This is a genomic window from Streptomyces nymphaeiformis (assembly GCF_014203895.1).
Lineage (GTDB): Bacteria > Actinomycetota > Actinomycetes > Streptomycetales > Streptomycetaceae > Streptomyces > Streptomyces nymphaeiformis.
In genome coordinates this window covers 312,160-333,016 of record NZ_JACHJY010000008.1, presented here as the reverse complement: position 1 = coordinate 333,016, position 20,857 = coordinate 312,160, and the positions used below count along the sequence as shown (strand labels likewise).

General features: G+C 73.4%; 22 protein-coding genes. 9 read left to right on the top strand and 13 right to left on the bottom strand.

What is annotated here, in order from left to right:
- Nucleotides 1-10: 10 nt before the first annotated feature.
- The 4 genes from GGE06_RS27615 to GGE06_RS27600 are packed head-to-tail and all read right to left on the bottom strand — an operon-like array spanning nucleotide 11 to nucleotide 4,233.
- The gene (locus tag GGE06_RS27615) at nucleotides 11-823 is read right to left on the bottom strand and encodes a CDP-alcohol phosphatidyltransferase family protein (protein ID WP_116157924.1); all 813 of its coding nucleotides are present in this window, start codon (nucleotides 821-823) and stop codon (nucleotides 11-13) included.
- On the bottom strand, nucleotides 801-1,862 hold the full coding sequence (locus GGE06_RS27610; protein ID WP_116157925.1) for an iron-containing alcohol dehydrogenase family protein: 1,062 nt from the start codon (nucleotides 1,860-1,862) through the stop codon (nucleotides 801-803). The genes GGE06_RS27615 and GGE06_RS27610 overlap by 23 nt, the downstream gene beginning before the upstream one ends.
- On the bottom strand, nucleotides 1,850-2,587 hold the full coding sequence (locus GGE06_RS27605; RefSeq protein WP_116157926.1) for a phosphocholine cytidylyltransferase family protein: 738 nt from the start codon (nucleotides 2,585-2,587) through the stop codon (nucleotides 1,850-1,852). Before GGE06_RS27605 ends, GGE06_RS27610 begins: the two co-directional genes overlap by 13 nt.
- On the bottom strand, nucleotides 2,584-4,233 hold the full coding sequence (locus GGE06_RS27600) for a DUF5941 domain-containing protein (protein ID WP_312883324.1): 1,650 nt from the start codon (nucleotides 4,231-4,233) through the stop codon (nucleotides 2,584-2,586). Before GGE06_RS27600 ends, GGE06_RS27605 begins: the two co-directional genes overlap by 4 nt.
- Between GGE06_RS27600 and GGE06_RS43825 the strand changes: the two genes are divergently transcribed.
- From GGE06_RS43825 to idi, 4 genes are all read left to right on the top strand, one after another.
- On the top strand, nucleotides 4,234-4,368 hold the full coding sequence (locus GGE06_RS43825; protein ID WP_312883323.1) for a hypothetical protein: 135 nt from the start codon (nucleotides 4,234-4,236) through the stop codon (nucleotides 4,366-4,368). It abuts the gene before it with no gap.
- A 431-nt stretch (nucleotides 4,369-4,799) separates the two neighbouring features.
- Nucleotides 4,800-5,741 (top strand): cation diffusion facilitator family transporter, encoded by a 942-nt coding sequence (locus GGE06_RS27595; RefSeq protein ID WP_116157928.1) that lies wholly within the window; start codon nucleotides 4,800-4,802, stop codon nucleotides 5,739-5,741.
- A 197-nt stretch (nucleotides 5,742-5,938) separates the two neighbouring features.
- Entirely contained in the window at nucleotides 5,939-7,186 is a 1,248-nt protein-coding gene (locus tag GGE06_RS27590; protein WP_116157929.1) for a bifunctional class I SAM-dependent methyltransferase/N-acetyltransferase, read from the top strand.
- A gap of 152 nt (nucleotides 7,187-7,338) precedes the next feature.
- Nucleotides 7,339-7,959, top strand: coding sequence for an isopentenyl-diphosphate Delta-isomerase (gene idi, locus GGE06_RS27585; protein ID WP_184932062.1), 621 nt, complete (start codon nucleotides 7,339-7,341; stop codon nucleotides 7,957-7,959).
- A gap of 87 nt (nucleotides 7,960-8,046) precedes the next feature.
- Here idi and GGE06_RS27580 read toward each other — a convergent pair whose 3' ends face one another.
- The gene (locus GGE06_RS27580; RefSeq protein WP_116157931.1) at nucleotides 8,047-8,499 is read right to left on the bottom strand and encodes an ATP-binding protein; all 453 of its coding nucleotides are present in this window, start codon (nucleotides 8,497-8,499) and stop codon (nucleotides 8,047-8,049) included.
- 130 nt (nucleotides 8,500-8,629) lie between these two features.
- A complete protein-coding gene (locus GGE06_RS27575; RefSeq protein WP_116165220.1) occupies nucleotides 8,630-9,244 on the bottom strand; it encodes an HdeD family acid-resistance protein in 615 nt (204 codons plus the stop codon).
- Between the two features lie 123 nt (nucleotides 9,245-9,367).
- Here GGE06_RS27575 and GGE06_RS27570 point away from each other — a divergent pair, with 123 nt between their 5' ends.
- Nucleotides 9,368-10,111 (top strand): enoyl-CoA hydratase/isomerase family protein, encoded by a 744-nt coding sequence (locus tag GGE06_RS27570; protein WP_116157932.1) that lies wholly within the window; start codon nucleotides 9,368-9,370, stop codon nucleotides 10,109-10,111.
- Between the two features lie 3 nt (nucleotides 10,112-10,114).
- Here the strand turns inward: GGE06_RS27570 and GGE06_RS27565 are convergent, their stop codons facing one another.
- Nucleotides 10,115-10,753, bottom strand: a complete 639-nt coding sequence (locus GGE06_RS27565) for a DJ-1/PfpI family protein (protein WP_184932061.1) — start codon at nucleotides 10,751-10,753, stop codon at nucleotides 10,115-10,117.
- A gap of 12 nt (nucleotides 10,754-10,765) precedes the next feature.
- Entirely contained in the window at nucleotides 10,766-11,737 is a 972-nt protein-coding gene (locus GGE06_RS27560) for a GlxA family transcriptional regulator (RefSeq protein ID WP_184932060.1), read from the bottom strand.
- A 111-nt stretch (nucleotides 11,738-11,848) separates the two neighbouring features.
- Between GGE06_RS27560 and GGE06_RS27555 the strand changes: the two genes are divergently transcribed.
- From GGE06_RS27555 to GGE06_RS27545, 3 genes are all read left to right on the top strand, one after another.
- Entirely contained in the window at nucleotides 11,849-12,715 is an 867-nt protein-coding gene (locus GGE06_RS27555) for an SCO6745 family protein (RefSeq protein ID WP_116165221.1), read from the top strand.
- Between the two features lie 136 nt (nucleotides 12,716-12,851).
- Nucleotides 12,852-15,272 (top strand): Tex family protein, encoded by a 2,421-nt coding sequence (locus tag GGE06_RS27550; RefSeq protein WP_116157935.1) that lies wholly within the window; start codon nucleotides 12,852-12,854, stop codon nucleotides 15,270-15,272.
- A gap of 261 nt (nucleotides 15,273-15,533) precedes the next feature.
- Nucleotides 15,534-15,983, top strand: coding sequence for a DUF2690 domain-containing protein (locus GGE06_RS27545; RefSeq protein WP_181924447.1), 450 nt, complete (start codon nucleotides 15,534-15,536; stop codon nucleotides 15,981-15,983).
- Nucleotides 15,984-16,057: 74 nt separating this feature from the next.
- On the opposite strand, the gene GGE06_RS27540 is transcribed toward GGE06_RS27545, so the two are convergent.
- The 4 genes from GGE06_RS27540 to GGE06_RS27525 are packed head-to-tail and all read right to left on the bottom strand — an operon-like array spanning nucleotide 16,058 to nucleotide 19,316.
- On the bottom strand, nucleotides 16,058-16,459 hold the full coding sequence (locus GGE06_RS27540; protein WP_116157937.1) for a hypothetical protein: 402 nt from the start codon (nucleotides 16,457-16,459) through the stop codon (nucleotides 16,058-16,060).
- A complete protein-coding gene (locus GGE06_RS27535; protein ID WP_184932059.1) occupies nucleotides 16,456-17,187 on the bottom strand; it encodes a 2-phosphosulfolactate phosphatase in 732 nt (243 codons plus the stop codon). Before GGE06_RS27535 ends, GGE06_RS27540 begins: the two co-directional genes overlap by 4 nt.
- A 28-nt stretch (nucleotides 17,188-17,215) precedes the next feature.
- The gene (locus GGE06_RS27530) at nucleotides 17,216-18,853 is read right to left on the bottom strand and encodes an ABC-F family ATP-binding cassette domain-containing protein (RefSeq protein WP_116157939.1); all 1,638 of its coding nucleotides are present in this window, start codon (nucleotides 18,851-18,853) and stop codon (nucleotides 17,216-17,218) included.
- A gap of 13 nt (nucleotides 18,854-18,866) precedes the next feature.
- Complete coding sequence (locus tag GGE06_RS27525; protein ID WP_184932058.1) at nucleotides 18,867-19,316, bottom strand: hypothetical protein; 450 nt, start codon at nucleotides 19,314-19,316, stop codon at nucleotides 18,867-18,869.
- Nucleotides 19,317-19,386: 70 nt separating this feature from the next.
- On the opposite strand from GGE06_RS27525, the gene GGE06_RS27520 reads away from it, so the two are divergent.
- The gene (locus tag GGE06_RS27520) at nucleotides 19,387-20,343 is read left to right on the top strand and encodes an FAD-dependent oxidoreductase (protein WP_184932057.1); all 957 of its coding nucleotides are present in this window, start codon (nucleotides 19,387-19,389) and stop codon (nucleotides 20,341-20,343) included.
- 173 nt (nucleotides 20,344-20,516) lie between these two features.
- On the opposite strand, the gene GGE06_RS27515 is transcribed toward GGE06_RS27520, so the two are convergent.
- Nucleotides 20,517-20,819 (bottom strand): hypothetical protein, encoded by a 303-nt coding sequence (locus GGE06_RS27515; RefSeq protein ID WP_116157942.1) that lies wholly within the window; start codon nucleotides 20,817-20,819, stop codon nucleotides 20,517-20,519.
- Nucleotides 20,820-20,857 lie beyond the last annotated feature (38 nt).

The window sequence follows — 20,857 nt, the reverse complement described above, 5'->3', positions numbered from 1 at the left end:
ACGGCCGGCCTCACTTCAGCCTGCTGGAGACCATGATCGACACGAGGTGCAGCACGGTCTGGAGCAGCGCGATGCCGGCGAGGACGGCGACACCGAGCCGGGAGAAGAAGAGGTCTCCCCTGACCTGGTCCGCGATCGCCAGGACCACGATGAGCAGCGAGGCCTCGATGCCGAGGACCAGCCGGTGGAACTTGAGCGCGCCGGCGGCCCGGCGGGCCAGCGCCATCCCGGAGGAGCGCGGCTCGGAGGCCGCCTCCTTGACCGGAGGCAGACCGCCCTGGTGGCGGGCGACGCCGACGAGGTCGGTCTCGGCCTTGATCAGGATGGCGCCGAGGGCGGCGAGCGTGCCCAGGAAGGCCCACAGCCAGTCGATCCGGCCCGAGCCCCACAGGTCGGCGGCGCGCAGGCCGAAGCCGACGAGCACCGCCGCGTCGCACAGGTAGGCGCCGACCCGGTCCAGGTAGACACCGGCCAGCGAGTACTGCTTCTTCCAGCGGGCCACCTCGCCGTCGACGCAGTCGAGCAGCAGGTAGAGCTGGACCATGAGCGCGCCGAGCAGCGCCCCCGGGATCCCGGGCACCAGCAGGGCCGGTGCGGCGAGGACGCCCGCGAGCGTCATGACGTACGTGAGCTGGTTCGGCGTGACCTTGGTGCCGACGAGCTGACGGGTGATCCTGAGCGAGATCTCCCGCATGTAGAGGCGGCCGCCCCAGTGCTCGCCGCTCCGCCGGTCCTTCACACCCGGGGGGTGGACGACCGGGCGGAGCTCGGCGACGGTCGGCTTCCGCGCGGGACGGAGCTCAGCTACCGATGGATTTGGCATAGTCGGCGTACGCGTCCCTGATCTCGTCGTCGGACAGGTCGAGGTGTTCGAGGATGGTGAAGCGGCCCGGCCGGGTCTGCGGGGCGAAGGACACCGCCTGGACGAACTCGTCCACGGTGAAGCCCATCTCCTCCGGCAGGACGGGCAGCCCGTGCCGGCGCAGGGTGTCGACCATGAGCGCGGACGCGTCGCGGTCGCCCCGCAGGTGCATGGCGAAGGCCGCGCCGAGACCGCACTGCTCGCCGTGGCTGGCGGCGCGGGCCGGGAAGAGCAGGTCGAAGGCGTGGCTGATCTCGTGGCAGGCGCCCGAGGAGGGGCGGCTGTCGCCGCTGATCGACATGGCGATGCCGGACATCACCAGGCCTTCGGAGAGCGTGACGAGGAAGTCGTCGTCGCCCACGCCGCCGGGGTGGCGGAGCACGGCCTCGCCGGCGCTGCGGGCCATGGCGGCGGCCAGGCCGTCGACGGGCTCGCCGGTCTCGCGGTGCGAGAGCTCCCAGTCCGCGATGGCGGAGAGGTTGGAGATCGCGTCGCCGATGCCGGAGCGGACGTACCGCACGGGGGCGTCCCGGATCACGTCGAGGTCGATGACCAGCGCGATCGGGGTGGGCACACCGTAGGAGCCGCGCCCGTTGTCGTTGTCCAGGGTGGAGATCGGCGAGCAGATCCCGTCGTGCGACAGGTTGGTGGCGATGGCCACCAGCGGCAGCCCGACCCGGGCCGCCGCGTACTTGGTCACGTCGATGATCTTGCCGCCGCCGAGGGCGACCACGGCGTCGTACCGCTTGCCGCGCATGGCGTCGGCGAGCTTGACGGCCTCGTCGATCGTGCCGCCCGAGACCGGGTACCAGTCGGCACCCGGCAGCTCGGGGGCGAAGTGGTCACGCAGCTTGAGGCCCGAGCCGCCGCTGATGGCGACGGCGATCTTGCCGTTGCTGGAGATCCGCTGGTCCGCGAGGAGCGCGGACAGGTCGTCCAGCGCTCCCCTGCGGATGTCGACGACGACCGGCGAAGGGATCAGCCGGGTCAGTACTGGCACGCGATCTCACGGCCCTTCGCGAGGTCGTCGTGGTTGTCGATCTCGACCCACTTGACGTCGCCGATGGGCTCGACGTCGACGGTGAAGCCGCGGTTGACCAGCTCCTGGTAGCCGTCCTCGTAGTACAGGTCGGGGTCGCGCTCGAAGGTGGCCTTGAGGGCGTCGGCGAGCTCCTCGGCGGCCTCGGCCTCGATGAGGGTGACGCCGATGTACTCGCCGGTGGCGGTGGCCGGGTCCATGAGCTTGGTGATGCGCTGGACGCCCTTGCCCTCGGCGGTGATGACCTTCATCTCCTCGTCGGCGAGGTTCTTCACCGTGTCGAGGGCGAGGATGATCTTCCGGCCCTCGCCGCGGGCGGCGAGCAGCGTCTTCTCGACGGAGACCGGGTGGACGGTGTCGCCGTTGGCGAGGATCACGCCGCGTTTGAGGACCTCACGGGCGCACCACAGGGAGTAGGCGTTGTTCCACTCCTCGGCCTTGTCGTTGTCGACGAGGGTGATCTGGAGGCCGTACTTGGCCTCCAGGGCGTCCTTGCGGTCGTAGACGGCCTCCTTGCGGTAGCCGACGACGATCGCGACCTCGGTGAGGCCGATCTCGGCGAAGTTCTTCAGCGTGAGGTCGAGGATGGTGGTGTCACCGTCGACGGGCACGAGGGCCTTCGGGAGGGTGTCGGTGTAGGGGCGCAGACGCCGTCCGGCACCGGCTGCCAGTACGAGGCCGATCATGCTGTTTCTCCTTCGTCGTGAACGGCGGGTGCTCCGGAGGAGACCCAGAAGCGGATGGACTCCACGAGCACCACCAGCCCGACGGCGACCGCGAGCGCGGTCAGTGCCAGGGTGAAGTCGTCGCCGCGGTCCGCCAGCAGGGCGGCGAGGACGGTCACCAGGAGCGTGCGCCCCTCGTGGCCGCCGGTGACGCGCACCAGCCAGGCGGGCGGCGCGCCGGTGCCTCCGCGAATGCGGTACACCGTGTCGTAGTGATGGTAGGCGACGGCCGCGACCAGCCCGAATGCGGCGGGAAGCGCCTGCGGGACGTCGGAGCGGGCGGCGAGCACGAGGACGGTGGTGTACTCGGCGGCGCGGAAGAGCGGGGGGACGAGCCAGTCGAGGGCGCCCTTGAGGGGGCGGGCGACGGCGACGCCGGAGAGGATCGCGTACCCGGCCGCGACGGCGACGAGGCGGGCGTCGCCGAAGGGCAGGACCAGCGCGCCCGCGACCATCAGCACGGCGGCGAGGAGGGCGGCGACCGGGGCGGGCGCCGGGAGGCGGCGGGCCGCCTTCGCGACGGCCGAGGCGATCGGACCGCTGTCCGCGAGGTCCGCCAGGGCCTGCGCGGCCCGGTCGGTCCGCTTCGCCTTGCGGGTCAGGGAGCGCAGGACGCGGCCGGCCGTGGTGTAGCAGGCGCCGAAGGCGCAGCCGATGATCAGGGCCCAGAAGACGATCCGGGGGCTGGTGGCGGCGGTGAGGACGGCGATCATCGCCCAGCGCTCGCCGATCGGCAGGATGATCATGCGGCGGGCCCAGACGGTCCAGCCGAGGTTGTCGAGCCGGTCGGAGAGGGCCGCGGTGGGGCTCGTGTTCGCGGTGGCGTCGTGGTTGGCCTCGTTGAACGAGAAGTCCACGACGTGCCGGCAGGTCATGAGGACCATCGCGCCGAGGGCGAGGGCCCAGACGTCGTCGCCGTTGCGGGCGGCGCCGAGCGCGAGGCCCGCGTAGAAGGCGTACTCCTTGGCCCGGTCGAAGGTCGCGTCGAGCCAGGCGCCCATCGTCGAGTACTTCAGCGCGTAGCGGGCGAGCTGCCCGTCCGTGCAGTCGAGGACGAAGGAGACGAGCAGGAGGACGCCGGCGGCGATGTAGCCGCCGCGCGCACCGGTGGCCGCGCAGCCGGCCGCGATCAGCGCGGTGAGCAGCGAGGCGGTGGTGACCTGGTTGGGGGTGAGTCCGCGGCGCGCGCACCAGCGGGCGATGTAGCGCGAGTACGGGCTGATGAAGAAGGTGGTGAAGAAGCCGTCGTGCGCCTTCACGGCGGAGCGCAGCCGTACGGCCTCGTCGTCGACGGCGTCCACGGCGGCGCGGGCCTCGTGGCGGGCCTCCGCGTCGGTGGGCACGGTGGCGACGAGGGTGCCGAGCTGGGGCCGGTGCACGGCGACGCCGTCGGCGTCGAGCGTCTCGGCGAGCGTGTCGGTGAGGACGTCGGCGTCGGTGCGGGCGCCCGCGTCGGTGCCGGTGCGCGCGCCGGTGCCGGCGGTCGCGGAGACCGCTCCCAGGGCGCGGGCGAGCGCCGGGCGGGCCTCGGGCTGCGCGGTGAGCGCGCCGGGGGCGGCGGCGGCGGGGAAGCGGGGGTCGGTCAGGGTGAGGCGCAGGGCGTGCACGTGACCGACGAACCGGGGGTCGACGAGCGCGACGCGCTCGCCCGCCGGAACGGCGGCCAGCAGGGTGCCGGCCTCCTCGGCGCCGGAGGCGATCCGGACGTCGAAGCCGAGCGACCGCAGATCACCGTCGAGTGAGGATCCGGGTGCCGGCGGGCCGGTGAGGATGGCGGTCGACAGACGAACTCACTCCTTGAAGCTGACGGAGGGGCCGGCGGGGCCATGGCGGCCCCGGGCGCGGCGGTGTGGCCCGGCACCGGGCGGCGACACGTCGGCTGAGGCTATCGGATGAACGGAGTGCGATTTCACCGAGGCTTCGTCGGCAGTACTCCCCCGGGACCGTCCGTGTCCGTCCGGGTGCGCCGCGTTCCGTGGAGATCATCACGGGCGAGCGGCCGCCCGCCCGGCGAACCCCGTTCCGGGAGGCCACCCGCACTGCCCCTCGGTTCCGACGTCGTCGCAGGTCAGAGCATATGACAACGGTGTTCAGTACCGTGTTGCACATACCCCCCACCCGTAGTTCACTTGCGAATCGGGGCACACGAGAGACACGACCGGGAGGCCTTGTCATGGGGGCTGGACACGACCACGGGCACAGCCACGGCGGCCCGCCGCCGACGGGTACGGCGGCTGCCGCCTACCGGAGCCGGCTGCGGATCGCGCTCGGCATCACGCTCTCCGTGATGGTGATCGAGATCATCGGCGGAATCGTCGCCGACTCGCTCGCGCTGATCGCGGACGCGGCGCACATGGCGACCGACGCGGTCGGCCTCGCGATGGCGCTCCTCGCGATCCACTTCGCGAACCGGCCGCCCTCGGGGAACCGCACCTTCGGGTACGCCCGGGCCGAGATCCTGGCGGCGCTCGCCAACTGCCTGCTGCTGCTCGTCGTCGGCGGTTACGTGCTGTACGAGGCGATCCAGCGGTTCATCGAGCCGGCCGAGACCAGGGGCGGGCTGGCGATCGCGTTCGCGGTGATCGGCCTGGTGGCCAACGTGATCTCGCTGTCGCTGCTCATGCGGGGCCAGAAGGAGAGCCTCAACGTCCGCGGGGCGTATCTGGAGGTGCTCGCGGACGCCCTCGGTTCGGTCACCGTGATCGTCGCGTCCGGGATCATCCTGGCGACGGGCTGGCAGTACGCCGACCCGATCGCCTCGATCGTGATCGGCCTGATGATCGTGCCGCGCACGCTCAAGCTGCTGCGCGAGACCCTGGACGTGCTCCTGGAGGCGGCCCCGAAGGGCGTCGACATGGCGGAGGTGCGGGCGCACATCCTGGCCCTGCCGGGCGTCGAGGGCGTCCACGACCTGCACGCCTGGACGATCACCTCGGGCATGCCGGTGCTCTCCGCGCACGTGGTCGTCGACCAGGACGCGCTGGACTCCGTCGGGCACGAGAAGATGCTGCACGACCTCCAGGGCTGCCTGGGCTCGCACTTCGACGTGGAGCACTGCACCTTCCAGCTGGAGCCGGTCGGGCACGCGGAGCACGAGGCGAAGCTCTGCCTCTGAGCGGCCCCGGCTGTTAGTCTCGTCGTACGAACGCGTGTGGAGAGGAGCTGAGGTTGATGACCGTCGCGATGGAGGCTGCCCCGTGCGGCAGCGCCCGGTCGTCCCTCAGCCTCCGGGTCTCCGGCTGACCTGATCCCGGTCTTCCCACCGGTACGTCACGTCGTCGGCCGGGGCCCTTTCACCCAAGGGTTTCCACGTTGTCCGACAACGCTCTGCACGACTCCTTCTTCGCCCTGCACCACGGCCTTCCGCGCCAGGGTCCGGGCTCCGACACCACCACCCGTCGGCTCCTCGCGCTCGCGGGCCGCCTTCCCGGGCGTCCGCGCGTGCTCGACCTGGGCTGCGGCCCCGGCCGCTCCGCGCTGCTGCTCGCCGCCGAGGCGGGTGCCGAGGTGACCGCCGTCGACACCCACGAGCCGTTCCTCGCGGAGCTGCGGGAGACCGCCGCGGCCCGCGGGCTCGACGGGGCGGTCCGCACCCTGAACGCCGACATGGGCGCGCTGCCGTTCCCCGACGGCTCCTTCGACCTGGTCTGGGCCGAGAGCTCGGTCTTCGTCCTCGGCTTCGACCGGGCCCTGACCGAGTGGCGCAGGCTCCTCGCACCCGGGGGCACCCTGGTGCTCACCGAGTGCGTCTGGACCGCCGAGGAGCCGGGCCCGGCGGCCCGCGCCTTCTGGGAGGACCACTACACCCTCCGTACCGTCGCCGGGAACGCGGCGGCGGCCGCCGGGGCCGGCTACCACGTCCTGGGGACCGTCCCGCAGCCCGAGAGCGACTGGGACGAGTACTACGTCCCGCTGGCCGCGCACGCCGACGCGGCGGACACCTCCGTGCCCGGCATGGCCGAGGCGGTGGCGGGGGCGCGCGCCGAGATCGCGCTGCGGCGCGAGCACGGCTCCGACTACGGGTACGCGGGCTTCGTCCTGCGACCCGTCGATCCGCGCTGGCGCACCCGGCCGGAGACCCCCGGGGACGTCGCCGCCGTACGGGCCGTCAACGCGGCGGCCTTCCCGACGCCGGAGGAGGCCGGTCTCGTCGACGCGCTCCGCGCCGACCCCGGAGCCTGGCTGCCGGGCCTGTCGTACGTGGCGGAGGCCCCGGACGGCACGGTCGCCGCGCACGCGCTGATCTCCCGCTGCCATGTGAACGGGGTCCCCGCGGCGGCCCTGGGCCCGGTCGCGGTCGCTCCGGAGCACCAGAACGCCGGTGCCGGGCAGGCCGTCGTCCGGGCGGTCCTCGACGCGGCCCGGCTGCGCGGCGAGCGGCTCGTGCTCGTGCTCGGCCATCCGGGGTACTACCCGCGGTTCGGGTTCGTACGGGCGTCCGAGTATGGAATCAAGCCAGGTTTCGAGGTTCCGGACGAGGTGATGATGGCGCTCGTCCTGGACGGTTCGCAGCCGGTCCCCTCGGGCACGATCGCCTATCCGGCGGCTTTCGGGGTGTAGGCGCCCCGCGGGGCGGCGGCGCTCCCACCGCACCGGGTGTACTCCGGTGCGGTGGGAGCGGCCACGTCCGGCCGCCGAAGTACGGACAAGCCGGTTTTGTACGGCAGACTGTGGTGGCCCCACCGGGCCGAGGACCGATGCGAAGGATGGGTATGCCGATCACACCAGCCCCCGCGGCTCAGGTCTCGCCGGAGACCGCGTCGAACGGCGTCCAGCCGTCCGGAGTCCCGGCGCCGATCATGCTCGAACTGGTCGACGAGGAGGGGAGGACCATCGGCACCGCGGAGAAGCTCGCCGCGCACCGGGCGCCGGGTCAGCTGCACCGCGCCTTCTCCGTCTTCCTCTTCGACGAGTCGGGTCGGCTGCTGCTCCAGCGGCGGGCGCTCGGCAAGTACCACTCCCCCGGCGTCTGGTCGAACACCTGCTGCGGCCACCCCTACCCGGGCGAGGCGCCGTTCGCCGCGGCGGCCCGGCGCACCTTCGAGGAGCTCGGCGTCTCGCCGTCGCTGCTCGCGGAGGCCGGCACCGTGCGCTACAACCACCCGGACCCGGCCTCGGGCCTGGTGGAGCAGGAGTACAACCACCTCTTCGTCGGCCTGGTGCAGGCCGCGCCGCGGCCGGACCCGGAGGAGATCGAGTCCACCGGCTTCGTCACCCCCGAGGAGCTGGCCGAGCGGCACGCCGCCCTGCCCTTCTCCGCCTGGTTCATGACGGTCCTGGACGCGGCGCGTCCGGCGATCAGGGAGCTGACGGGCCCGTCCGGGGGCTGGTGACCGCCGGCTCCCGAGGCGACGCCTCCCGGCCCCGGTGCCATCGGGGCCGGGCCCGTCCGACGTTTCGCGCCGGACCGGCGGGAGCCGTCAGAGGGGCCCCAGGGGCAGCGCCGCCCAGATGATCTTCCCGCCGCTCGCGGTGTGCTCGACGTCGCAGGCGCCGCCGGCCTCCTGGGCGATCTCGCGGACCAGGAGGAGCCCCCGGCCGCCGGTCTGCCCCCAGTCCGCCTCCAGGGCCTTGGGGCGGTAGGGGTGGTTGTCCTCGACGGACACCCTGACCCACTCGGGGCCGATCGCGACCTCCACCGCTATCTCCGGGGAGAGCAGCGCCGCGTGCCGTACGGCGTTGGTCACCAGCTCGGAGACGATCAGCAGCAGGCCGTCCATGATCTCCTCATGGACGGGTACGCCCTGGCGGACCAGCAGGTCACGCACGGCGTGCCGGGCCTGCGGGACGGAGACGTCGACCGCCGCAGCGGTGAAGCGCCAGACTCCTTCGTAGGACGGTTGCCGGGCGGGGACGCCTCCGTGGGTCCCCACGGTCCCGTTCCCACCCTCGTGCTCGATTCTCGCCACGGATCGAGTCTTGGCAATGCGCGCAGGCCGACCGGCCTACTGACCAGAAGTCGACACCTATCGGCCACATTCTGATCGGCTGAGTATGCCAACGTCAGTTGTTCGACTGGTCTTGTGCGGTTTCTGAGGACTCCGGAGCCGGGCCCGTGACCGGCACCGCCGGGGTCACCATACGGACGATCCTCCTGCCGCCCACCCCGATCGCGATCAGACCGAGCCCGTCGAAGAGCAGGGCGAGCGAGAAGAAGACGCCCAGGACGTACAGGCTGCTGTGCGGCCAGTCGAACAGGACCAGGATCCCGAGGAGCAGCCCGAAGACTCCCTGGAGCAGCGTCCAGCCGAACTGCGGCCCCCGCACCACCACACTGCCGACCAGCCGGAACAGCCCGCCCGTGAGGAACAGCAGGGCGGCGAACATCGTCAGCGCCTCCGCGGAGCCCTCCGGGTGGCGGATGACCACGACACCGGCCGCGATGTTCAGGGCGGCCACCACCGCGGCGAGCCAGAAGTAGCTGGTGCCGCGCGACTGGACGGCCTGCAGCAGCCCCACGACCCCGCCGACGAGCAGCAGCCAGCCGAAGAGGAGCATCGAGGTCAGCGTCGCGGCGGCCGTGTAGATCAGGCCGACGATCCCGCCGATCACGAGCACGCTGCCGAGCGCGGCCAGCCAGCTGAAACTGCGGCGCAGCTCCTTCCCCCGGCGCGCCATCTCCCGGACGGGGTCCGGGTCGGCGTCGGCCGGGGTCCCGCCGACGTCTTCGGCCATGTGCCGCCTCCTCGGAGCGACCCCTTCCTGATCGTACGTTCGGGTACGGCGGATAGCATCCGGCCCATGGAGCCGCAGCTGAAGGTCAGCGTCACGGACGGGATCGCCACCGTCGTCATCGCCAACCCCGCCAAGCGCAACGCCATGAGCGTCGGAATGTGGCGCGCCCTGCCCGGTGTCCTGGAGCCGCTCGCCGCCGACCCGGCCGTGCGGGTCCTCGTCCTCACCGGCGAGGGCGACACCTTCTGCGCCGGCGCGGACATCTCGGCGCTGCGGGAGCCCGGGGACGAGCAGCAGACGCTCGCGGTACGGGCCGAGGAGGCGCTCGCGGCCTTCCCCAAGCCGACGGTCGCCGCCGTGCGGGGCTTCTGCGTCGGCGGCGGCAGCCAGCTCGCCGCCGCCTGTGACCTGCGCTTCGCCGAGGAGGGTGCCCGCTTCGGCATCACGCCCTCGAAGCTCGGCATCGTCTACGCCTCCTCCTCGACCCGCAGGCTCACCGCCCTCGTCGGGCCCTCGACCGCCAAGTACCTGCTGTTCTCGGGCGAGTTGATGGACGCGGAGCGGGCGCTGCGGACCGGGTTCGTGGACGAGCTGCACCCGGTGGGCGCGCTGGAGAAGCGGGTGGCCGAGTTCGCCCGGCTGCTCGCCTCCCGCTCGCTGCTCACCCAGGCGGCGGCCAAGGAGTTCGCCGACGGGCGCCTGGACCGGGACGGGCACTGGGCGGAGCAGGCACGCGGCAGCGGCGACACCGCCGAGGGGGTCGCCGCCTTCCTGGAGCGCCGCGCGCCCCGCTTCACGTACGGGCTCTGAGTCTCAGCCCTCCCTGACCGGCACCTTCCCGCCGCGCCAGTGCGCGACGATCGCCGCCGGGGCCTTCTCCGGGGAGCCCGCGTCGTAGGGCGGCTGCGGGTCGTACTCGGTGAGGAGCTGGATCGTCTGGGCGGTCTCGTCCCCGGCGATCCGGCCGAGCAGGTGCAGCGCCATGTCGATGCCGGAGGAGACGCCGGCGGCCGTGACGTACTTGCCGTCGAAGACGACCCGCTCGCCGGTGGGTTCGACGCCGAGCGCCCGCAGTTCGTCGAAGGCGAGCCAGTGGGTGGTCGCCCGGCGGTCCTTCAGCAGGCCCGCCGAGGCGAGGATGAGCGAGCCGGTGCAGACGGAGGTGGTCCAGGTGCTGGTGGCGTCGGCGGTACGGAGCCAGTCGAGGATCTCCGGGTCGTCCATGGCGACCCGGGCGTCGGGGCCGCCGGGGACCAGGACGACGTCCGGGCGCGGGACCTCGGCGAGGCTCCGGTCGGCGACGAGCGCGAGGCTGCCCTGGTCGTTGCGGACCGGCCCGGCCTCCTTGGCCACGAAGACGGTCTCGGCACCGGGCATCCGGGCGAGGAGCTCGTACGGACCGACGGCGTCGAGGGTCGTGAAGCGGTCGTAGAGCAGGACGGCGATCTGCATCGGTGGTTCCTCTCAGGTGAGGGGCGAGTGGAAGCGGCGGCGGTACTCCGCGGGGCCGGTCCCCAGGGTTTTCAGGAAGGCGCGGCGCATGGCCTCGGGCGTGCCGTAGCCGGAGGCGCGGGCGACCTCCTCGACGCCGCGCGAGGTCTCCTCCAGGAGGCGGCGGGCGTGTTCGAGGCGGACCCGGTCGACGTACCGGCCGGGCGGGGTGCCGGTCTCGGCGTGGAAGGCGCGGGCGAAGTGCCGGGGCGAGAGCCGGGCGCGGGCGGCGAGCGCGTCGACGGAGAGGTCCTCCCCGGGGTGCTCGCTGATCCAGTGCTGGAGGTCCCGCAGCGGCTCCCGACGGGCGGTCTGGGCGGACAGCTGGGCGCTGAACTGGGCCTGGTTGCCGGGGCGGCGCAGGAAGACGACCAGGTGGCGGGCGACGGTGAGGGCGATGTCCCGGCCGAGGTCCTCCTCGACCAGGGCGAGGGCCAGGTCGATGCCGGCGGTGACGCCGGCGGAGGTGGACAGCCGCCCGTCCCGTACGAAGATCGGATCCGGGTCGACGTCGACGTCGGGGTGGCGGCGGGCGAGGTGGTCGCAGGCGATCCAGTGGGTCGTCACGCGGTGTCCGTCGAGGAGCCCGGCCTCGGCGAGGAGCAGGGCGCCCGTGCAGACGGAGACGAGGCGCCCGGCCGTCGGGGCGTGGACGCGCAGCCAGTCGATCAGGGCCGGGTCGGGTGCGCGGGTGCCCTCGCCGCCGGGGACGACGAGGGTGTGCGGGGGCCCGTCGGCGACGGCTGCGTCGAGGGAGGTGTCGGGGAGCAGGCGCAGTCCGCTGTGCGTACGGACCGGTCCGCCGTCCAGGGAGGCGGTGCGGATCGGGTACGCGGACGGGTCCCCGGCGGCGCGTCCGGCACCGAAGAACACCTCGACGGGGCCGGTGACGTCGAGGCTCTGGACGTCGTCGAAGAGGACGACGAGGACGGGGCGCTGCGGCATGCCTCCATCCTTGGCGGGCCCGGTCGCGTCCGCAACGACGGGGAACCCACCTTTCCTGCCATGCGCTCCAGTCGTTCCCGTCGTACCGACCAGTCGGTAATGTTCGGTGTCATGACGACTGCCCTTCCCCCGCGTGCCGGACGCCACTGCCACAACGCCCTCAACCCGGTCCACTCCACCCTGTACTTCTCGCCGGACCTGGACCGCGAGTTCACCGCGCTCGGCTTCACCGACCGGAGCGCGATGCGGCTCGCCGCGCGCAGCGCCGCGCTCGGCGCGGTGGGCGCGGGCACGGTCGCCGCGACCTTCTACAACTACAACCACGAGTTCCTCGCCCGGCACCTCCCGGCCGTCTGGGAGACCGCCTCCCCCGCCGAGGTCCTGGACGCACGCCTCCGGACCGTCGACGCGACCCTGCGCCGGCTGCTCGGCGAGGACGCGGTCGCGTCCCCGGAGATGGCCGAGGCGGCGGAGCTCGCCCTGCGCGCCACCGAGGCCTGCACCCGGCACGCCCGGCCGCTGTACTCGGCCCACGCCGACCTGCCGGTGCCCGAGCAGCCCCACCTCGCCTACTGGTTCGCCGCCACCCTGCTCCGCGAGCACCGCGGCGACGGCCACCTCTCGGCCCTGCTCGCCGCCGGGCTCGACCCCGTCGAGGCCCTCGCCTCGCACACCGCCACCGGCAAGGGCATGGCCCCCCGCTGGGTCCTGGGCACGCGCGGCTGGCGGCGCGAGGACTGGGAGGCGGCTCGGGAGCGGCTGCGCGAGCGCGGGCTGATCGACGCCGAGGGCGAGCTGACGGAGTCGGGCACGGCCCTGCGCGCCGAGCTCGAGGAGCACACCGACCGGCTGGACTCCGCCCCGTACGAGCACCTCGGCGCGGCCGGGGTCGAGCGCCTCACCGAGCTCGCGCGCGGCTTCCTGGTCACGGCGGCCGGCGCGGGCGCCTTCCCGGCGGACCTGATCGGCAAGGGCTGACCCGGCGGGCCGAGGGCCCGATCCGAGAGACGGGCGCCGGGGACGCGCGCGGGACGGGTCGGTTGCCGCATACGGGTGACCGACCCGGCAGAATGCACTCGCAAGCTTGAGGCACGAGAAGGCGAGTCGGGACACCGTGACGACGTCCATCGAAGCAAGGATCGCCGAGGAGCTCGGCGTACGCGAGCGACAGGTGAAGGCAGCCGTCGAGCTCCTCGACGGCGGTTCGACCGTGCCGTTCATCGCGCGCTACCGCAAGGAAGCGACCGAGATGCTCGACGACGCGCAACTGCGCACCCTGGAGGAGCGGCTGCGCTATCTGCGCGAGTTGGAGGACCGCCGGTCGGCGATCCTCGACTCGGTCCGCGAGCAGGGCAAGCTGACGGAGGCGCTGGAGGCGAGCATCCGGGCCGCCGACACCAAGGCGCGCCTGGAGGACATCTACCTGCCCTTCAAGCCGAAGCGGCGGACGAAGGCCCAGATCGCCCGCGAGGCCGGTCTCGAACCGCTGGCCGAGGGGCTGCTCGCCGACCCGTCCGTCGAGCCGGCGGCGGCCGCCGCGGCCTTCGTGGACGGCGACAAGGGCGTCGCGGACGCCGCCGCCGCCCTGGAGGGCGCGCGGGCGATCCTCGCCGAGAAGTTCTCCGAGGACGCCGACCTCATCGGCGAGCTGCGCGAGCGCATGTGGGGCCGCGGACGCCTGGTGGCGAAGGTCCGCGACGGCCAGGAGGAGGCGGGAGCGAAGTTCGCCGACTACTTCGACTTCGCCGAGCCGTTCACGGCGCTGCCCTCGCACCGCGTGCTCGCGATGCTGCGCGGCGAGAAGGAGGACGCCCTCAGCCTGGAGCTCGAGCCGGAGGAGCCGACGGAGGGTCCTTCCTCGTACGAGGGGATCGTCGCGGGCCGCTTCGGCGTCGCCGACCGGGGCCGTCCCGGCGACAAGTGGCTCCAGGACACGGTCCGCTGGGCCTGGCGGACCCGCATCCTGGTGCACCTGGGGATCGACCTGCGGCTGCGGCTGCGGACGGCCGCCGAGGACGAGGCCGTACGGGTCTTCGCGGCGAACCTGCGGGACCTGCTGCTCGCCGCGCCGGCCGGCACCCGGGCGACGCTCGGGCTCGACCCCGGTTTCCGCACGGGCGTGAAGGTCGCCGTCGTCGACGCGACCGGCAAGGTCGTCGCCACCGACACGATCTACCCGCACGTGCCCGCCAACAAGTGGGACCAGGCGCTGGAGAAGCTGGCGCGGCTCGCGAAGGAGCACGCGGTCGAGCTGGTCGCGATCGGCAACGGCACGGCCTCCCGCGAGACCGACAAGCTGGCGGCCGAACTCCTCGCCAAGCACCCCGAGTTGAAGCTGACGAAGGTGATGGTCTCGGAGGCGGGCGCCTCGGTCTACTCGGCCTCCGCCTTCGCCTCGCAGGAACTCCCGGACCTGGACGTGTCGTTGCGCGGCGCGGTCTCCATCGCCCGGCGGCTCCAGGATCCGCTCGCCGAGCTGGTGAAGATCGACCCGAAGTCCATCGGCGTCGGCCAGTACCAGCACGACCTGGCCGAGGTGAAGCTCTCGCGCTCCCTCGACGCGGTGGTCGAGGACTGTGTGAACGGTGTCGGCGTCGACGTCAACACCGCTTCGGCTCCGCTGCTCTCGCGGGTCTCGGGCATCAGCGGCGGCCTCGCCGAGAACATCGTGGCGCACCGGGACGCCAACGGCCCCTTCCGCTCCCGCAAGGCGCTCAAGGACGTGGCGCGGCTCGGCCCGAAGGCGTACGAGCAGTGCGCGGGCTTCCTGCGCATCCGGGGCGGCGACGACCCGCTGGACTCCTCGTCGGTGCACCCGGAGGCGTACCCGGTGGTGCGCCGGATGGTGAAGGCGACGGGCGGCGAGGTCGCGGCGCTGATCGGCGACACGGGCACGCTGCGCTCGCTGCGCGCGGACGACTTCGTCGACGAGACCTTCGGTCTGCCGACGGTGACGGACATCCTGCGCGAGCTGGAGAAGCCGGGCCGCGACCCGCGTCCGGCGTTCCGCACGGCCACCTTCAAGGAGGGCGTCGAGAAGATCGGCGACCTGGCGTCCGGGATGGTCCTGGAGGGCGTCGTCACCAACGTGGCCGCGTTCGGCGCGTTCGTGGACGTCGGTGTGCACCAGGACGGTCTGGTGCACGTGTCGGCGATGTCGAAGACCTTCGTCAAGGACCCGCGCGACGTGGTGAAGCCGGGTGACGTGGTCAAGGTGAAGGTCCTGGACGTGGACATCCCGCGCAAGCGGATCTCGCTGACGCTGCGGCTCGACGACGAGCCGGGCGCGGAGGGCCAGGGCGGCGCTCCCCGGCGGGACCGGGGCGAGCGGGGTGACCGCGGCGAGCGTTCCGGCCGACCTCCGCAGCAGCGTCAGGGCGGCGGTGGCCGCCGCTCCGAGGACGGTAAGCGGAATGAGCGCGGGGAGCGCGGCGGCCGGGACCGTTCGTCGGCGCCGGCGCCCGCGAACAGCGCGATGGCGGACGCCCTCCGCAAGGCCGGCCTGCTCGGCGAGGGCGGCGGCAAGCGCCGATAGGAGGCGCGGGGGCGCTCTCCCGCACGATGCACAGAAGGGCGCCCTCGATAAGAAAGCGCAGGTCAGAGTCCTTTCTGATGGGATCGCCCGAGTCGTCCCCGTACACCCCGATCGGGGGGTGCGGGGACGACGCGCATCCGGAAGAGATCCAGCCAGGTGGCTTGATGTGAACCGTTGACGCGCTCAGGACAGGCGACCATGATCATCCCCGGTCTCCTCCGGAGGCCGTCACGGTTTCCGAATCCGGAAGGACAACCACCCTTGAAGCGCGCCCTCGCGAAGATGGCAGGCGTCTCCGCCGCCGCCATGACCATGGCCCTCGTCCCGCTCGCCGGCACCTCGTACGCCGCCGGCTGCTCGGGCGCCGGCTGCGACAACCTCGGCCCCGTCTCGCAGGCCTGCGACGGCGACGCCGTCACCAAGGCGTCCGTCTCCGACGGCATCAGCAAGGCCGAGCTGCGCTGGTCGGCCGCGTGTCAGGCCGCCTGGGTCCGCGTCAACGACCCGTACGGCCCCGACAACTGGTGGGACCACTACGGCTACATCGAGAAGCACAACGGCTGGGACGGCCCGCTCGTCCGCAGCCTCTCCGTCAAGATCCCGGACCCGGGCTCCGACTGGTCCAACATGCTCGGCGGCAGCAGCTACTACTACCGCGTGTGCCTGAAGGACTCCGGCACGGGCCAGGTCAACTGCAGCACCTACTGGTAGACCCCGACCCCCGCGTCCGCATGAACGACGAGGCCACGGCCCACCGGGCCGTGGCCTCGTCGCACGCGTCCCCGTTACGGGAGGAAGCGCAGCGCCCAGTCGGCGCGGTTGGCGACGGACAGGTCGTCGTCCTCCGTCATCGGCTGGAGGAGGCGGCGGGCCGACTTCGGGTCCGCCTGCACCAGGTCGACGATCTCGGCGGCCAGCCCGTCCTGGTCGTCGCCGAGGTCGACGGCGGAGGCGCGGACCAGGGCCGGGAGGGTGTCGGTGCCGCCGATGGCGGCGACGACTCCGCCGAGGAGTTCCCGGGCGTAGGCGTTCCGCTCGGCGAGGGCGCGGTCCAGCTCCGCCTGGAGGCGCGGCAGGAGGCCGGCGTCGCCCGAGGCCGCGATCTCGTCGGCGAGGTCGATCGTGGCGTCGACGTCCGCGTCCAGATCGTCCAGCATCTCGGTCAGCCGGGTCAGTAGGTCGGTCATGGTGCCTCCTGGAATGCGCCGTCCACGAGAACGGGGACGGTCGTCGAGCTGTCGGTCTCGGCGGCCACGGCCACGTCCTGCGGAAAGCCGTACTCGTACAGTTCACGGCCCGAGTCGCAGCCGTGCAAGGCGGCGACCGGGTCCTCGGTCGCGTCCCACAGCGTGGCCGCCGCGGTCGCCTCCGGGGTCATGCGGGTGTGCGGGCCCGCGAGCGCGGAGAGCACGGCTCCCGCGCCCAGCAGGTCTTCGAGGGCGGGGCGCAGCGAGCCGTCGGGCCAGCGCTCGCCCGAGGCGATGACGGCCAGCGGCCGGCCGGCCGTGCCGTGGCCTCGGTCGGCGAGCCAGCGGGCGACGGCCGAGTGGTTGCGCAGCGAGGCCGCGACGACCACCGCGCCGCTTGCGGCGGCCTCCGCCGCGATCGTGGAGCCGTTCGGGGACGGCAGGACCAGCCGCGACGGCATCGGGGCGGCGCGCAGGGCGGCCGGGGAGAGCGTCCACGGGTGCGCCCCGGTGGCCTCGCGGCGGCCGACGGCGAGCACGGCGTCCTTCTCCCGCGCGTACGCCGCGGCCGTGGCGTCCCGCCAGCGGTACGGGTACACGGCGGCGCCGCCCTCGACTGCGACGCCCACGGAGGTGGTGAAGGACAGCACGTCGACGACGACCACGCAGGCGGCCGCCGGGGCGAGGGCCCGCGCCTCCACGGGCCCCCAGCCGAAGGAGACCGTCATCGCCGACCGCGTGGGGACGCGCCCCTGATCACAGCTCGGTCACCTTGCCGTCGGCCACCTCGATGCGGCGGGTGGTGCGGACCGCGTCGAGCATGCGCCGGTCGTGGGTGACGAGCAGCAGCGTGCCGGTGTACGAGTCGAGGGCGGACTCCAGCTGCTCGATGGCCGGCAGGTCCAGGTGGTTGGTCGGCTCGTCGAGGACGAGCAGGTTCACCCCCCGGCCCTGGAGCAGGGCGAGCGCGGCGCGCGTCCGCTCGCCCGGGGAGAGCGTGGTGGCGGGCCGCAGCACGTGGACGGCCTTGAGGCCGAACTTGGCGAGCAGCGTCCTGACCTCGGCGGGCTCGGTGTCGGGCACGGCCGCGCAGAACGCCTCCAGGAGGGTCTCCGTGCCGTGGAACAGCTTCCGGGCCTGGTCGACCTCGCCGACGACGACGCCCGAGCCGAGGACCGCGTCGCCGGAGTCCAGCGGGAGACGGCCGAGGAGGGCGGCGAGCAGGGTCGACTTCCCGGCGCCGTTCGCCCCGGTGACGGCGACCCGGTCGGCCCAGTCGATCTGGAGGGTGACGGGGCCGAAGGCGAAGTCGCCGCGGCGGACCTCGGCCTCGCGCAGGGTCGCGACCACGGAGCCGGAGCGGGGCGCGGCGGCGATCTCCATGCGCAGCTCCCACTCCTTGCGGGGCTCCTCGACCACGTCGAGGCGCTCGATCATGCGCTGGGTCTGCCGGGCCTTCGCGGCCTGCTTCTCGCTGGACTCGCCGCGCAGCTTCCGGCCGATCTTGTCGTTGTCGGAGGCCTTGCGGCGGGCGTTGCGGACGCCCTTGTCCATCCAGTTGCGCTGCATGAGGGCGCGCCCTTCGAGGGCGGCCTTCTTGTCCGCGTACTCCTCGTACTCCTCGCGCGCGTGGCGCCGGGCGGTGTCCCGCTCCTCCAGGTACGCCTCGTAGCCGCCGCCGTACAGGGTGATCTGCTGCTGGGCGAGGTCGAGTTCGAGGACCTTGGTGACGGTACGGGTGAGGAACTCGCGGTCGTGGCTGACGACGACCGTCCCGGCGCGCAGCCCCTTCACGAAGGACTCCAGGCGCTCCAGGCCTTCGAGGTCGAGGTCGTTGGTGGGCTCGTCGAGCAGGAAGACGTCGTAGCGGGAGAGGAGCAGCGAGGCGAGGCCGGCGCGGGCGGCCTGGCCGCCGGAGAGGGCGGTCATCGGCTGGTCGAGGCCGACGGTGAGGCCGAGGGAGTCGGCGACCTCCTCGGCGCGCTCGTCGAGGTCGGCGCCGCCGAGGTTCAGCCAGCGCTCCAGGGTGACGGCGTACGCGTCGTCCGCGCCGGGCGTGCCGTCGACGAGGCCCTGGGTGGCCTCGTCCATGGCGGTCTGGGCGGCGGCGACGCCGGTGCGGCGGGCGAGGAACTCCCGCACGGTCTCCCCGGCGCGCCGCTCGGGCTCCTGCGGAAGGTGGCCGACGGCGGCGGTGGGCGGGGAGAGCCGCAGCTCGCCCTCCTCCGGGGTGTCGAGCCCGGCGAGCAGCCGCAGCAGGGTCGACTTGCCGGCGCCGTTGACGCCGACGAGGCCGATCACGTCACCGGGGGCGACGACGAGGTCGAGCCCGGCGAAGAGGGTGCGTTCGCCGTGGCCGGCGGCGAGGTCCTTGGCGACGAGGGTGGCAGTCATCAGGGAACGAATCCTAGGCGACGCGGCGACACGCCGAGGATTCGAGGAGCCCGAGCAGCACGGACCGGTAGGTCGGGCCGTGGAAGCGGTACGGGCCGACGCCGGGGTAGGGCTCGCGCACGGGCTCGGCGGCGGTGCCGGTCTGCCAGGCGAAGTCGCGCCAGACGACGTCCGCGCCCTCGCGGGCGACGACGGCGGTGACCGCGCCGCAGCCGGGGTCCTCGCAGTCGGGGCAGGAGTGGATCACCTGGCGGCTGCCGTCGGCCAGGAGCAGGCGGTGGGCGTGCTCGGCGCGGACGGCGGGCGGGAGGTCCGCCGCGAGGGGCGAGACGGTGTCGAAGCCGTCGGTCTCGTCGAGCCGGTGGAGCAGCGGCCTGCCGTCGACGAGGAAGTCGTGAGGGAGGTGGTCACCGTCGGACAGGGCGGCGGGGACGAGGTCGAAGGACGTGTACGGGACCGGCATGACTCGAGTATTCCGGCCTTCCGTGGCCGCGCCGTCCCGGAAATGTCATGGTCCCGGTACGGTCCCGGGCATGAAGAACGACGTGATCGTGGTGGGGGGCGGGGTCGTCGGCCTGGCGACGGCGACGCGGCTGGCGGAGCGCGGGCGTCGGGTGCGGATCTGGTCCCGCGACGACCTCCTCGGGACGACCTCGGCGGTGGCGGGCGCCCTGTGGTGGCCGTACCGGATCGAACCGGCGGCCGAGGTCGGTTCCTGGGCGTTGGCCTCCCTGCGGGTGTACGAGCAGATGGCCGTCGATCCGGAGCGGAGCGGGGTCCGTCGGGTGTCCGGGGTCCACGCGGGCACGGTCCTCGACGGGCTCGGCCCTTGGGCCGAAGAGGTCGAGGGGCTGCGGCAGTTGGCGCCGGATGAGGTGCCTGGGCCGTACGGGACGGGGCTCGCCGCGCGGCTGCCGCTGATCGACATGCCGGTCCACCTGTCCTTCCTGCGGGGCCGGTTCGAGGCCCTGGGCGGGACCTTCGAGCGGCGCGAGGTCGCCGGTCTCGAGGAGGCGGCGGCGGAGGCGCCGGTGGTCGTCGACTGCACGGGGCTCGCGGCGCGGGAGCTCGTACCGGATCCCGGACTGCGCCCGGTGCGGGGGCAGTTGGTCCTGGTGGAGAACCCGGGGATCGAGGAGTGGTTCACGGCGGCGGACGAGTCGGCGGGCGAGACCACGTACTACTTCCCGCACGAGGACCGGCTGGTGCTCGGCGGGACGGCGGAGGAGGACGACGAGCGGCTCGCGCCGGACCCGGCGACGGCGGCGGCGATCGTGGCGCGGTGCGCGCGGGTGCGGCCGGAGATAGCGGGGGCCCGGATCCTGGGCCATCGGGTGGGGCTGCGGCCCGCGCGGGCGGGCGGGGTGCGGATCGAGGCGGTGCCGCTGCCGGGCGGCGGCCGGCTCGTCCACAACTACGGGCACGGCGGCGCGGGGGTGACCGTGGCCTGGGGCTGCGCGGAGCGGGCGGCGGAGCTGGCGACGGGCTGAGGCGGGACTGCCGGCTCGGGTGCCGGAACGGCTGCCCGCTCGGGGCTCGGAACGACGGCTCGGGCACGGCCCGGGCGGCGGCTCGGCAGGACACCGACCGGCGGCTGCCCAGGGCCCGGAACGGACGCGGGGCGGTCGCCTCCTTCCGGAGGGCGACCGCCCCGCGTCGCGTGCTACTTCCAGATCGGCGGCTTGCTGTTGCTGTCCGCGTCGGCACACTGCCGGGCGCGGCGCTCCAGGGCGTCGGCGTGGGCGAGGGCCTTGCGGGCCTCCGCCGGGGCGCCGTCCCTCTTGAGCCGGGCGGCCCGGTCGCGCTCCTTGTGGGCCTCCGCCCGCAGCGCCTTGACGTTGCAGGTGATGGGCTTTGCGGCGGCCGGCTCGGCGGTCACCGTCTGCCCGAACAGCACGCCCCCGGCGAGCAGCGTCGTGGCGAGCAGAGCCGTGAGCGTACGGCGTGCGGGCTTGGTGTGGCGCATGGTGGTTCTCCAACTCCGGGGCTTCGGGAGCCCGTTCG

Coding starts and splice junctions, on each gene's coding strand:
- GGE06_RS27615 (WP_116157924.1), bottom strand. CDS start 823: ATGCCAAATCCATCGGTAGCTGAGCTCCGTCCCGCGCGGAAGCCGACC.
- GGE06_RS27540 (WP_116157937.1), bottom strand. CDS start 16,459: ATGACCGACCTACTGACCCGGCTGACCGAGATGCTGGACGATCTGGAC.
- GGE06_RS27570 (WP_116157932.1), top strand. CDS start 9,368: ATGGAGCCGCAGCTGAAGGTCAGCGTCACGGACGGGATCGCCACCGTC.
- GGE06_RS27555 (WP_116165221.1), top strand. CDS start 11,849: ATGACGACTGCCCTTCCCCCGCGTGCCGGACGCCACTGCCACAACGCC.
- idi (WP_184932062.1), top strand. CDS start 7,339: ATGCCGATCACACCAGCCCCCGCGGCTCAGGTCTCGCCGGAGACCGCG.
- GGE06_RS27535 (WP_184932059.1), bottom strand. CDS start 17,187: ATGACGGTCTCCTTCGGCTGGGGGCCCGTGGAGGCGCGGGCCCTCGCC.
- GGE06_RS27605 (WP_116157926.1), bottom strand. CDS start 2,587: ATGATCGGCCTCGTACTGGCAGCCGGTGCCGGACGGCGTCTGCGCCCC.
- GGE06_RS27525 (WP_184932058.1), bottom strand. CDS start 19,316: ATGCCGGTCCCGTACACGTCCTTCGACCTCGTCCCCGCCGCCCTGTCC.
- GGE06_RS27560 (WP_184932060.1), bottom strand. CDS start 11,737: ATGCCGCAGCGCCCCGTCCTCGTCGTCCTCTTCGACGACGTCCAGAGC.
- GGE06_RS27565 (WP_184932061.1), bottom strand. CDS start 10,753: ATGCAGATCGCCGTCCTGCTCTACGACCGCTTCACGACCCTCGACGCC.
- GGE06_RS27515 (WP_116157942.1), bottom strand. CDS start 20,819: ATGCGCCACACCAAGCCCGCACGCCGTACGCTCACGGCTCTGCTCGCC.
- GGE06_RS27520 (WP_184932057.1), top strand. CDS start 19,387: ATGAAGAACGACGTGATCGTGGTGGGGGGCGGGGTCGTCGGCCTGGCG.
- GGE06_RS27595 (WP_116157928.1), top strand. CDS start 4,800: ATGGGGGCTGGACACGACCACGGGCACAGCCACGGCGGCCCGCCGCCG.
- GGE06_RS27530 (WP_116157939.1), bottom strand. CDS start 18,853: ATGACTGCCACCCTCGTCGCCAAGGACCTCGCCGCCGGCCACGGCGAA.
- GGE06_RS27575 (WP_116165220.1), bottom strand. CDS start 9,244: ATGGCGCGCCGGGGGAAGGAGCTGCGCCGCAGTTTCAGCTGGCTGGCC.